Origin of the sequence: Streptomyces sp. B93, assembly GCF_018070565.1 — a bacterium.
GTDB lineage: Bacteria > Actinomycetota > Actinomycetes > Streptomycetales > Streptomycetaceae > Streptomyces.
The window spans coordinates 392,313-404,504 of record NZ_JAGPXL010000001.1; the positions used below are offsets into that span (position 1 = coordinate 392,313).

General features: G+C 73.4%; 10 protein-coding genes. 8 read left to right on the forward strand and 2 right to left on the reverse strand.

The annotated features are described in order from the left end of the window. The first annotated feature begins 10 nt into the window (after positions 1-10). Entirely contained in the window at positions 11-1,255 is a 1,245-nt protein-coding gene (gene cobT, locus KBY47_RS01845) for a nicotinate-nucleotide--dimethylbenzimidazole phosphoribosyltransferase (RefSeq protein WP_210919049.1), read from the forward strand. Between the two features lie 359 nt (positions 1,256-1,614). Here the strand turns inward: cobT and KBY47_RS01850 are convergent, their stop codons facing one another. After that, complete coding sequence (locus KBY47_RS01850; RefSeq protein ID WP_210919050.1) at positions 1,615-2,403, reverse strand: hypothetical protein; 789 nt, start codon at positions 2,401-2,403, stop codon at positions 1,615-1,617. Positions 2,404-2,459: 56 nt separating this feature from the next. On the opposite strand from KBY47_RS01850, the gene KBY47_RS01855 reads away from it, so the two are divergent. Both KBY47_RS01855 and KBY47_RS01860 read left to right on the forward strand, forming a co-directional pair. Continuing rightward, a complete protein-coding gene (locus KBY47_RS01855) occupies positions 2,460-3,251 on the forward strand; it encodes an adenosylcobinamide-GDP ribazoletransferase (protein WP_210919051.1) in 792 nt (263 codons plus the stop codon). A gap of 51 nt (positions 3,252-3,302) precedes the next feature. Beyond that, positions 3,303-3,908, forward strand: coding sequence for an RDD family protein (locus KBY47_RS01860; RefSeq protein WP_210919052.1), 606 nt, complete (start codon positions 3,303-3,305; stop codon positions 3,906-3,908). Here the strand turns inward: KBY47_RS01860 and KBY47_RS01865 are convergent. Continuing rightward, positions 3,868-4,659, reverse strand: a complete 792-nt coding sequence (locus tag KBY47_RS01865; RefSeq protein WP_210919053.1) for an endo alpha-1,4 polygalactosaminidase — start codon at positions 4,657-4,659, stop codon at positions 3,868-3,870. The two genes, KBY47_RS01860 and KBY47_RS01865, sit on opposite strands and share 41 nt — an antisense overlap. A 337-nt stretch (positions 4,660-4,996) precedes the next feature. On the opposite strand from KBY47_RS01865, the gene KBY47_RS01870 reads away from it, so the two are divergent. The 5 genes from KBY47_RS01870 (at position 4,997) to KBY47_RS01890 (ending at position 12,026) form a co-directional block, all read left to right on the forward strand. Continuing rightward, positions 4,997-6,520 (forward strand): leucyl aminopeptidase, encoded by a 1,524-nt coding sequence (locus KBY47_RS01870; protein ID WP_210919054.1) that lies wholly within the window; start codon positions 4,997-4,999, stop codon positions 6,518-6,520. A gap of 311 nt (positions 6,521-6,831) precedes the next feature. Next, the gene (gene lpdA / locus KBY47_RS01875) at positions 6,832-8,220 is read left to right on the forward strand and encodes a dihydrolipoyl dehydrogenase (RefSeq protein ID WP_210919055.1); all 1,389 of its coding nucleotides are present in this window, start codon (positions 6,832-6,834) and stop codon (positions 8,218-8,220) included. 61 nt (positions 8,221-8,281) lie between these two features. After that, positions 8,282-10,123 (forward strand): 2-oxoglutarate dehydrogenase, E2 component, dihydrolipoamide succinyltransferase, encoded by a 1,842-nt coding sequence (gene sucB, locus KBY47_RS01880; RefSeq protein ID WP_210919056.1) that lies wholly within the window; start codon positions 8,282-8,284, stop codon positions 10,121-10,123. A 196-nt stretch (positions 10,124-10,319) separates the two neighbouring features. Beyond that, entirely contained in the window at positions 10,320-10,949 is a 630-nt protein-coding gene (locus tag KBY47_RS01885; RefSeq protein ID WP_210919057.1) for a GntR family transcriptional regulator, read from the forward strand. Positions 10,950-10,997: 48 nt separating this feature from the next. Then, positions 10,998-12,026 carry an ABC transporter permease gene (locus tag KBY47_RS01890; RefSeq protein WP_210919058.1) on the forward strand — a complete coding sequence of 343 codons (1,029 nt, stop codon included), beginning with the start codon at positions 10,998-11,000 and terminating at the stop codon, positions 12,024-12,026. Positions 12,027-12,192 lie beyond the last annotated feature (166 nt).

Consider the following 12,192-nt stretch of genomic DNA (forward strand, 5'->3'; position numbering starts at 1 on the left):
TGTTCGGCGAATGAGTTCGCTGAATCTCGACGACTTCACCGATCTGATCGAGCGCCCCGACAGTGCGGTGCGCCGCGACGCCGAGGCGCGCCGGGAGCGTCAGATCGTGCCCCCCGGTGCGCTCGGGCGCCTCGACGAGCTGGGTGAGTGGCTGGCCGCGGCGCAGGGCGCGGTGCCGGTGCGGGCGATCGAACGGCCGCGGGTGGTGCTCTTCGCCGCCGACCACGGCATCGCCGGGCTGGGGGTGTCGGCGCGGCCCGCGGGCAGCGCGGCCGGCCTGGTGCGGGACGTCCTGGAGGGCGGGCGGCCGGTGTCGGTGCTCGCGCGGCGGCTCGGGGTGCCGGTGCGGGTCGTCGACATGGCGCTGGACTGCGACCCGGGGACGCTGCCCGAGGACGTCGTACGGCATCGGGTGCGGCGCGGCAGCGGCCGTGTCGACATCGAGGACGCGCTGACCCTCGAGGAGGCCGAGGCAGCGTTCCGGGCCGGGATCGCGGTGGCCGACGAGGAGGCCGACTCGGGGACCGACCTGGTGGTGCTCGGCGATGTGAGCGTCGGCGGCACCACGGTGGCGGGCGTGCTGGTGGCCGCGCTGTGCGGGACGGACGCGTCCGTGGTCACCGGGCGCGGTGGCGTGCCCATCGACGACCTGGCGTGGATGCGCAAGTGCGCCGCGATCCGGGACGCGCTGCGGCGGGCCCGGCCCGTGCTCGGCGACCAGCTGGCGCTGCTGGCGGCGGTGGGCGGGGCCGACTTCGCCGCGATGACGGGCTTCCTGCTCCAGAGCGCGGTGCGGAAGATGCCGGTGGTCCTGGACGGGGTCGTCGCCGCGGCGTGCGCGCTGGTCGGGCAGCGCGTCGCGTTCCGGGCGCCGGACTGGTGGCTGGCCGCCCACAGCAGCGGGGAGCCGGGCCAGGCCAAGGCGCTGGACCGGATGGCCCTCGAACCCCTCCTGAACCACGGCGTGACCCTCGGCGAGGCCACGGGCGGCCTCCTGGCCCTGCCCCTGGTACAGGCAGCGGCGGCACTCGCGGCGGAACTGCCCGAGCACTCGGAGAAGGACGCGGCGGTGACTGACGCCGGGGCGGAGGGTGACACGGGGGCAGTGGCTGACGCCGGGGTGGCCGACGCTGACGCCGGGGCCGACGCCACGGCCGGGGCAGACGAGGCCGCCCGGACGGGCGAGGGCCCGGAAGCGGACGCAGGCCGGGAGGCCGACGCCGACGACACCCGGGCGGACCGTACGGCGCAGTAGGCGCGGGCGGCTTCCGCCGGGCGGGAGCCGGGTCGGGGCGGCGGACGGTCGCCGCGACGTCTTCGCCGCCGGAGGCACCGCGGCACGGGGCTCCGTAGGAGGGCGACGGGCGGGGCAGGCCGTCATTGCCGGGCGGTCGGCGACCGGGCCCTCGGCCCCGGGCACCCGGGTGCCGAACGGTGGGCAGCCCAGGCACCGACAGGTGGGCAGCCCGGACGCCCACGGATGGGGCAGCCCAGGCACCGACAGGTGGGCGGCGGCCGAGCGCTGCCGCCCCGGCACCCCAGCCCTCCCCGGCCAGGCGGCGACGAGCCCGGCGGTCGGCCCCCGCCGGAGGGCGTCCGGCTCCGCGCCGGGCTTCAGTGGTCGCCGTCGCCGCCCGGCGGCAGTTGCCGCTTCGGCTCGAGTTCCTCGTCCGGGGTGCCGCCGATCCAGTTCTGGAAGGTGCGTTGGGGGCCCGACCAGCGGCGGTCGTGCTGGGCGGCGCGGCGGGCCGCGCGGGTGCGGGCGCGGGGGCGGCGGGCGTAGAAGCGGTTGGCCCAGGGGGAGCCGGGGCGGGCCAGACGGACCGCGCCGACCATGGCGACGACGGGGATGATCACGCCGAAGACCGCGATGCGGAACTTCCCCTTGCCGAGGGCGATGAGGGAGAAGAGGAAGTTGATCGCGACCGTGCTGATCACCGAGCCCCGGTTGTCGAGTTCGTCCTCCGTGACGCCGTTGACGCCGAAGGGCGAGAAACCGGCGAGGACCAGGCCGACCAGGGCCACGGTGAGCACCACCGCCTCCACGCTCTGGCGGCCCGCCTCGGACCAGTAGACGTCGTCGAGGTGCAGGATCAGCGCGAACTCGTCCAGCACCAGCCCCGCCCCGATGCCGAAGACCACCGCGGCCAGCGCCCCGGCGACGCCCTCCCGCCCCGCGGCCACCGCGCCGAAGCCGCCGACGACCGTGAGGACGACACCGGGGACGACATGGTGGATGTGCAGGCCGCTCTCGGTGCTGACGTTGCCGAAGGGGCCCTTCCCGGCCCGGATCAGACGGGTGATCAGGCGGGTGACGAGGAAGGTGAGGACGAAGGCCGTCAGCGCGAGAAGCAGGGGGAGTTTCCCGGGTTCGACGATGTTGCGGTTCAGCCATGAGCCCATATGCACCAGTTTGCCCGGGTGGTGGGCGTGACCGGCCGCTCACGTAGCCTTCCGGCGTGTTCACGACTCCCGCCCTGCACGGTCTCCGGTTCGCCTTCGGGACCCTTTCCGTCCTGCCCGTACGGGTGACCCGCTGGGACCGGGAGGCCGCCCGCGGCGGCATGCTCGCGGCGCCCGTCGTCGGACTGGCGGTCGGGGGCGCCGCCGCGCTGACCGCGCTGCTGCTGCTCACGCTGGGCGCGGCCCCCCTGCTCGCCACGGTCGCGGCCGTGGCCGTACCCGCCGTGCTCACGCGGGGGCTGCACCTGGACGGGCTGGCCGACACCGCGGACGGGCTGGGCAGCGGCAAGCCCGCCGAGGACGCCCTGCGGATCATGAAGCAGTCGGACATCGGGCCGTTCGGGGTGCTCACCCTGGTGTTCGTGGTGCTGGGTCAGACCGCCGCGCTGGCCCAGGTGTACGGCGAGTCCTGGTCGCGTGGCGCGTTCGCCACGGCCGTGTCCGCGGTCGCGGCCCGGCTGGCGCTGACGCTGGCCGCGCGGGCGGGGGTACCGGCGGCCCGGCCGGAGGGCCTGGGCGCGGCGGTCGCCGGGGTCGTGCCGGTGGGGCGGGCGGCGGGCGCCGCCGTCGCCGTGGTGGCCGTCGCGGCGGCCGTCGGAGGGCTCTCGTTCGGCGCGGGCGAGATCCTCCGTACCGGGTGCGCGCTCGTCGCCGCGCTCGCCGCGGCCGAGTCGCTGCTGCGGCACTGCACGCGCCGCTTCGGCGGGGTGACGGGGGACGTCTTCGGAGGGCTGGCGGAGACCGCCGCAACCGTCTCGCTCGTCGTGATGTCCCTGTCTCTGGGGTGACACCGGGTCGCCCCCGCCGTACCCACACCGTCGTCCTCGGGGGGACCCTCCATGCCCAAGCTGCGTCGTGCCGTGGCCTGGTCCATCGACTTCACGCTGGTGGTCGCGGCGGCCTCGCTGCTGGCCGTGCTGACCTTCAACCGGATCTCCACGCTCTTCGCCGACGTGCCCGACCTCGCCACCCGCAGCGGCTGGGAGCTGGTGACCTCGCGCGGCGATGTCGTCGAGGCGTCGCAGGGGCTCGGGCTGTCGCTGTGGAACAAGACGGTGCTCTACGTCGAACAGGCCTTCGGCGCGCTGGTCGTGATCGCGTTCCTCTACCAGTGGGCCTGTCTGGCGCTGCTCGGACGCACGGTCGGCAAGGCGCTGCTCGGGCTCAGGGTGGAGTCGGCCGCAAGGGGGCGGGCGGCCCTGCGGGCGGCCGTGACCACCGTCGCGGACGTGCTCGTCTACGCCCTGGCCTGTGTGCTGCTGATCGAGGGTCAGTTCGTGCTGTCGGTGCTGGTGTGGGCGGCGGCGGTGGTCTTCTTCCTGCTCAACGCGGTGCCGGTGCTCTCCCCCGGCGGGCGGTCCCTCGCCGACCGGGTCGCGGGGACGACGGTGACCGCGCTGGGGTTCAGCACGCCCGCCGCCATGCGTCCAGTTCGTACTTCTTGAGCAGCGAGCTGAGCCGCAGCCGCCGCGCCTCGGGGCAGAAGTCGCCGGTCGGCAGCTCGTACTCGACGTGGAAGACCGCCTTGTCCGCCGCGATGAACGGCCGGAGCGCGGCGCACTCGTCGTACTGGGCGCACTGCTCGTTGACGGCGAAGTCGAAGTCGTCGACCAGCTCCGGGATCTGGCCGAGGTCGTTCTTCAGGCCGACGGCCATGCCCCGCTCGTGGGCCAGCCGGGCGACGAGGCGGTTGTAGCGGAGCTGGTCGTCGGCGGTCAGCGGGAAGCCGGTGCGGTTGCGGTAGCCGTCCATGTTGTCCGGCTCCACCGCGTCGAAGCCCTTCTCCCGGCACATGTCCATCCGGGCCGCCATCAGCGGCTCCAGTACGTCGGTACGGCGGATGTCGAGCCAGCGCTCGCCCTCCCAGCCGTTGCCCCGGCCCAGCACCGACGCGGGGAAGTCGTCGGCGTCGGGGCGGAAGTCCTCCCAGGCGCCGGTGGACAGGTAGCAGATGACCTTGCGGCCGTCCCGGTGCAGTGCGGCGACGGTGTCCGCGTCGTGGTCGAAGCCGTCGATGTCGTAGACCGGCACGTCCACGGAGGTGTCCAGCCGGCCGCTGAGCTGCCACTGCCAGGCGGTGCCGGGCTCGGGCCGCCAGACCGGAGCGGGTGACCCGTCGTCCCGGTCGGGGGCGGCGGCGCAGCCCGCCGTCAGCAGCAGCGCGAGCAGGGCGACGAGCAGGGTGGGGCGTCTCACCGGGCGGACTCCAGGGTGGGCGGCAACGTGCCCCCAGCATGCCGGGGCGGTCAGCCGCGCCGTACGGCGGGCGACGCGCTCGCCGCACCCGACGCGTGTGACCCGGGTCGTCGGGTGCGAGGATCGGCAACGACCACGACGTCACTCACAGGTGAACGACCGCAGGAATGAGCGAACGCTCTTACGCGCGTAGGCTCGTCCCCGACGTGCCCGCCCAGGTGAGGACAGCGCCGTGGGCTACGTCGTGAGGACAGGGTCTAGGGTCGGCTGATCGGGCCCGGCCGACCCGACCCGTTCGGCCACCGCAACTTCACATCGGAAGCGAGATTTCACCACCGTGACTGCTCTCACTCTCAGCACCGCCGCGGCGCCCGGCCTGCGGGCCGACGCGATCGTGATCGGTGTCGCCAAGGGCGACAAGGCCCCGGTCGTCGCACCGGGCGCCGAGGCCGTGGACAAGGCCTACGACGGCAGGCTCGCGGGCGTCCTCGAGACGCTCGGTGCCTCGGGAGCCGAGGGCGAGGTGACGAAGCTGCCCGCGCCGCCCGGCTTCAAGGCGCCGCTCGTGGTGGCGGTGGGCCTGGGCGCCGCGCCGGGCAAGGACGGCGCGTACGACGCCGAGGCGCTGCGCAAGGCGGCCGGTGTCGCCGCCCGCACCCTGGCCGGGACCAAGAAGGCCGCCTACGCCCTGCCGGTCGCCGACGCCGCCGCGGTCGGCGCGATCGCCGAGGGCGCGCTGCTCGGGGCGTACTCCTTCGACGCGTACAAGGAGAACGGCAAGAACGGCAAGGGCAACGGCAAGACTCCGCTCGCCGAGGTCGCCGTGCTCGGCGGCAAGCCCCGCGACAAGGCCCACAAGGCCGCCGCCGAGCGTGCCACCGCCGTCGCCGAGGAGCTGAACCGCGCCCGCGACCTGGTCAACACCCCGCCCAACGACCTCAACCCGGAGGCCTTCGCCGCCGTCGCCCAGGCCGCGGCCAAGGAGCACGGCATCAAGGTGCAGGTGCTCGACGAGAAGGCGCTCGCCAAGGGCGGCTACGGCGGCATCCTCGGCGTCGGCGCCGGCTCGGCTTCCGCGCCGCGGCTGGTGAAGCTGTCGTACACCTCCTCCAAGGCGAAGAAGCACCTCGCCTTCGTCGGCAAGGGCATCACCTACGACTCCGGCGGCATCTCGCTGAAGCCCGCGGGCCACAACGAGACGATGAAGTGCGACATGAGCGGCGCGGCGGCGGTCTTCGCGGCCGTGGTCGCCGCGGCGCGGCTGGGTCTCGACGTCAACGTCACCGGGTGGCTGGCGCTCGCCGAGAACATGCCGTCCGGCTCCGCGACCCGGCCCGGTGACGTGCTGCGGATGTACAGCGGCAAGACGGTGGAGGTGCTCAACACCGACGCCGAGGGGCGGCTCGTCCTCGCGGACGCGCTGTGGGCGGCGTCCGCGGAGAAGCCGGACGCGATCGTGGACGTGGCGACGCTGACCGGGGCGATGATGCTGGCGCTGGGCAGCCGTACGTTCGGGGTCATGGCCAACGACGACACGTTCCGCTCCGCGGTCGTGGGGGCGTCGGCGGAGGTCGGGGAGGCGTCCTGGCCGATGCCGCTGCCGGAGCACCTGCGCAAGGGGATGGACTCGCCGGTCGCGGACATCGCCAACATGGGTGAGCGGATGGGCGGCGGGCTGGTCGCCGGGCTGTTCCTGCGGGAGTTCGTGGGCGAGGGGATCACCTGGGCGCACCTGGACATCGCGGGGCCCGCGTTCAACGAGGGCGGGCCGTTCGGGTACACGCCCAAGGGCGGGACGGGGTCCGCGGTGCGGACGCTGGTGCGGGTTGCCGAGCTGGCGGCCTCGGGGGATCTGGCGTGACCGCCGCCCACTGAGCCGACGGTTCCGGCCGTCGCGCGACTGCGGGGGCGTGGGGGCTGGTCGCGCACACGCGGCGGCAGCCGCATATCGACACGGTCCCGCGCCCCCGAGGTGCGCTCCCCCGAGGTCGGTCGCGGGACGTGGGACGTCTCACACCCCGGCCCCGCGTCTCGTCGGGGGGCGACAGGTGCGAAGATGGGGCACGGCAGGACAGGGCCCCACCGAAGGGCCGAGAACAATAGAGCGGCCGGACACCAGCCGCCGACCGGTCACCGCAGACCGGCGTGGCGCACATGCATGGAGGACGTGACGTGGCGAACGACGCCAGCACCGTTTTCGACCTAGTGATCCTCGGCGGTGGCAGCGGTGGTTACGCCGCGGCCCTGCGCGGGGCTCAGCTGGGCCTGGACGTCGCCCTGATCGAGAAGGACAAGGTCGGCGGCACCTGCCTGCACAAGGGTTGCATCCCCACCAAGGCCCTGCTCCACGCGGGTGAGATCGCCGACCAGGCGCGCGAGAGCGCCCAGTTCGGTGTCAAGGCCACGTTCGAGGGCATCGACATCGCCGGGGTCCACAAGTACAAGGACGACGTGATCTCCGGCCTGTACAAGGGCCTCCAGGGGCTCGTCGCCTCCCGGAAGGTCACCTACATCGAAGGTGAGGGCCGGCTGTCCTCCCCCACCTCCGTGGATGTGAACGGCCAGCGGATCCAGGGCCGCCACGTGCTCCTGGCGACCGGTTCCGTACCGAAGTCGCTCCCGGGCCTGGAGATCGACGGCAACCGGATCATCTCCTCGGACCACGCCCTCGTCCTGGACCGCGTGCCGAAGTCCGCGATCGTCCTCGGCGGCGGCGTCATCGGCGTCGAGTTCGCCTCGGCGTGGAAGTCCTTCGGCACCGAGGTCACCGTCATCGAGGGCCTGAAGCACCTCGTCCCGGTCGAGGACGAGAACAGCTCCAAGCTCCTCGAGCGCGCCTTCCGCAAGCGCGGCATCAAGTTCAACCTGGGCACCTTCTTCCAGAAGGCCGAGTACACCGCCGACGGCGTCAAGGTCACCCTGGCCGACGGCAAGGAGTTCGAGGCCGAGATCCTGCTGGTGGCGGTCGGCCGCGGGCCGGTCTCCCAGGGCCTGGGCTACGAGGAGGCCGGGGTCGCCATGGACCGCGGCTACGTCCTCGTCGACGAGTACATGCGGACGAACGTCCCCACCATCTCCGCGGTCGGCGACCTGGTCCCGACGCTCCAGCTCGCGCACGTCGGCTTCGCCGAGGGCATCCTGGTCGCGGAGCGGCTCGCCGGTCTGAAGGTCGTCCCGATCGACTACGACGGTGTGCCGCGGGTGACGTACTGCCACCCCGAGGTCGCCTCCGTCGGCATCACCGAGGCCAAGGCCAAGGAGATCTACGGCGCGGACAAGGTCGTCGCTCTGAAGTACAACCTGGCGGGCAACGGCAAGAGCAAGATCCTGAAGACCGCGGGCGAGATCAAGCTCGTCCAGGTCAAGGACGGCGCGGTGGTCGGCGTGCACATGGTCGGCGACCGTATGGGCGAGCAGGTCGGCGAGGCCCAGCTGGTCTACAACTGGGAGGCGCTGCCCTCCGAGGTCGCCCAGCTGATCCACGCCCACCCGACGCAGAACGAGGCGCTCGGCGAGGCCCACCTGGCCCTCGCGGGCAAGCCCCTCCACGCCCACGACTGAGCCTTCGGTCCACGGACGCGACGACACAGACTTCCGCAATTCGTTAGGAGCAACCGAAACCATGGCGGTTTCCGTAACCCTTCCGGCGCTCGGCGAGAGCGTCACCGAGGGCACTGTCACCCGCTGGCTGAAGGCCGAGGGTGAGCGCGTCGAGGCCGACGAGCCGCTGCTCGAGGTCTCGACCGACAAGGTCGACACCGAGATCCCCTCGCCCGCCGCCGGTGTCCTCTCCTCCATCAAGGTCGCCGAGGACGAGACGGTCGAGGTCGGCGCCGAGCTGGCCGTGATCGACGACGGCAGCGGCGCCCCCGCCGCCGCCCCGGCGCCCGCCGCCGAGGCCGCTCCGGCCCCGGCCCCCGAGCCCGCGCCGACCCCGACGGCCGCCCCGGCCGCGCAGGCCCCGGCCGCCCCCTCCACCGAGCAGGCCGCCCCCGCTCCGGCCCCGACCGCAGAGGCCGCGGCCGGTGGCGGTTCCGCCGAGGGCACCGACGTGGTGCTGCCCGCGCTGGGCGAGTCGGTCACCGAGGGCACCGTCACCCGCTGGCTGAAGTCGGTCGGTGACAGCGTCGAGGCCGACGAGCCGCTGCTGGAGGTGTCGACGGACAAGGTCGACACCGAGATCCCGGCGCCCACCTCCGGTGTGCTGCTGGAGATCGTGGTCGGCGAGGACGAGACGGCCGAGGTCGGCGCCAAGCTGGCCGTCATCGGCGCCCCGGGCGCGGCTCCGGCCGCCGCCCCCGCCCCGGCCGCCCCGGCTCCGGCGCCCGCCGCCGCTGCCCCGGCCGCCCCCGCGGCTCCCGCCCCCGCGCCCGCCGCTCCGGCCCCCGAGGCCCCCGCGGCCCCGGCCCCCGCCGCTGCCGCTCCGGCCGCTCCGGCCCAGCCCGCCGCCCCGGCCCCCGCGCCGACCCCGGCTCCGGCTCCGGTCACCCCGGCCCCGGCCGCCCCGGCCGCCGCGCAGCCGACCGACGAGGGCGCCTACGTCACCCCGCTGGTGCGCAAGCTCGCCGCCGAGAACGGTGTCGACCTGTCCACCGTCAAGGGCACCGGCGTCGGCGGCCGCATCCGCAAGCAGGACGTCCTCGCCGCCGCCGAGGCCGCGAAGGCCGCCGCCGCTGCCCCGGCTCCGGCCGCCGCCGCTCCGGCCGCTCCCGCCAGGAAGGCGCCGGTCCTGGAGGCCTCCCCGCTGCGTGGCCAGACCGTGAAGATGCCGCGGATCCGCAAGCTCATCGGCGACAACATGGTCAAGGCCCTGCACGAGCAGGCCCAGCTCTCCACGGTGGTCGAGGTCGACGTGACCCGGCTGATGCGGCTGCGCGCCCAGGCCAAGGACGCGTTCGCGGCGCGCGAGGGCGTCAAGCTCTCCCCGATGCCGTTCTTCGTCAAGGCCGCCGCGCAGGCGCTGAAGGCCCACCCGGCCATCAACGCCAAGATCAACGAGGCCGAGGGGACCATCACCTACTTCGACACCGAGCACGTCGGTATCGCGGTGGACTCCGAGAAGGGCCTGATGACCCCGGTCATCAAGAACGCCGGTGACCTCAACATCGCCGGTATCGCCAAGGCCACGGCCGAACTGGCGGGCAAGGTCCGCGGCAACAAGATCACCCCGGACGAGCTGGCTGGTGCCACCTTCACCATCTCCAACACCGGTTCGCGCGGCGCGCTCTTCGACACGATCATCGTGCCGCCGGGGCAGGTCGCGATCCTCGGCCTCGGTGCCACGGTGAAGCGTCCGGCCGTCATCGAGACGGAGGAGGGTACGGTCATCGCCGTCCGCGACATGACCTACCTGACCCTCTCCTACGACCACCGTCTGGTGGACGGCGCCGACGCCGCCCGCTACCTGACGGCGGTCAAGGCGATCCTGGAGGCGGGCGAGTTCGAGGTCGAGCTGGGGCTGTAACAGCCTCGCCGAAGCCCTGCGGCGCCCCCGTCCGGAGACCTCCGGGCGGGGGCGCCGTACGTTACCCGGCCGTGTAAGTCTCGTCTCACCTGCGCGAAAGCGCCCCCGTGCGCCCTTCCCCGAAGGCCGGGCCGCCGTATTGTTGCTCAACGTCGAACGCCCCGGGGGCCGGTGCGCCCCACCCGAAGGAGCCCTCATGACCGCGCCCGTCATCCACTCGCTGCGCGAACAGATCCGCGAGCACATCCTCGAGGGGATCATCAGCGGGCGCTGGCAGCCGGGCGAGCGGATCGTGGAGCGGCGGATCGCGACGGAGCTGGAGGTCAGCCAGACACCCGTCCGGGAGGCGCTGCGCGAGCTGGAGTCGCTGCGGCTGATCGAGTCCGCGCCCAACAAGGGCGTACGGGTGCGGAACCTGACCGCCGCCGACCTGGAGGAGAGCTATCCGGTCCGGGCCGGTCTGGAGGCGATCGCGGCGGAGCTGGCGGCGGTGCGGCTGGCCGAGGACTGCTCGGCGCTCGAACCGCATGTCACCGCGCTCTACGAGGCCGACCGCAACTCGGACGGCACGGCCCAGGTCCGCCACACGGTCGCCTTCCACCGGGAGCTGGTCCGCGCGGCCGGGAACTCGGTGCTGCTGCACACCTGGGAGGGGCTCGGCATCGAGGTGTTCACCGCGCTGTCGATCCGCTGGCTGGGCACGGTGCAGCAGTCGTACGCGGAGGAGCACGAGGAGCTGGTGGCCGCGTTCCGCCGCCGGGACCCGCGGATCGCGGACCTGGTGAAGGCGCATGTGCTGGGCTGCGCGCCCCGGCACGAGCGCTGAGCGAGCCGCTTCCCGGAAGCACTCCCGGCTTGCCCTAGGGTGACCGGCATGTCGGACATGCCGCACGGCACACCCCCCGCCCCCCAGCGGCGCTGGGACCGGTTCAGGGAGTCGCCGTTCCTGCCCGCGACGGTGCTGGCGCTGATCGTCTCCGCGGCGGCGGGCCTGTTCGCCTGGTCCTACACGTACGCCATGGCCGACCCGACCCCGCGCTCCATCCCGATGGCGGTGGTGGGCCGGTACGAGCAGCAGCGGGGCACGGCCTTCCTCGACGGCATGGAGCGGGCGTTGAACGCGTCCGTGAAGGTGCACCCGTACGCCACCACGGCCGCGGCCCGGACGGCGGTGGAGGAGCAGGACGTCTTCGGCATCTTCGACGTCCGGGACGACGGCCGGAGCGTCGAACTCCAGCTCTCCAGCGCCTCGGGCGCGTCGGTCGCGGAGGTGCTCGCCGAGGCGGCGCCGGAGGTCGGCCGCGAGACCGGGGTCGAGGTGGTCCTGCGGGACCTCAAGCCGCTCCAGAAGGGCGATCCGCGCGGGCTGGCCGTCTTCTACATCTCGCTGGCGGCCGTGATCATCGGCTTCGTCGGGGCGATCCAGCTGAGCGTGCACGCGCGGGCGCTCAATCCGCTGGAGCGGATCGCGTTCACGGCGGCGTACGCGCTGCTCGGCGGGCTGGCGATCGTGGCGGCGGCGGACTGGCTGCTGGGGGCGCTGGAGCTGCCGTTCCCGGAGTCCTGGCTGATCCTGGCGCTCACGATGTTCGCCAGCGGCATGGTGTTCACCCTGTTCAACACGTTGATCGGCCGCTGGGCGATGCTGCCGACCTGGGGCCTGATGGTATTGCTCGGCAATCCGTCGTCGGGCGGCGCGGTCTCCTGGGCGCTGCTGCCCTCGCCGCTGGCGACGATCGGCCGCTGGCTGCCACCGGGGGCCTCGGTCAACGCGCAGCACACGGCGGTGTACTTCGCGGGCCATCAGCACGCGTTGCCGTTCCTGGTGCTGGCGGGATGGGCCCTGGTGTCCTGCGGGGTGTTCCTGAACTGGTCGCACCGGCACCCGGGCGGCAGGCCGTAGGGTGACCCGCGGAGGCCCGCGTCATTCGAGCGCGACTCCACTCAGACGCTGCCCGACCTGCGTAAACCCTTCGAAAGCAAGGCACCGGGTGCCCTGCGCAAAGGCACCCGGTGCCGACTTTCTCGTTATCAAGAGATTTTCCACCTGAACCCTTTGATCGATCATC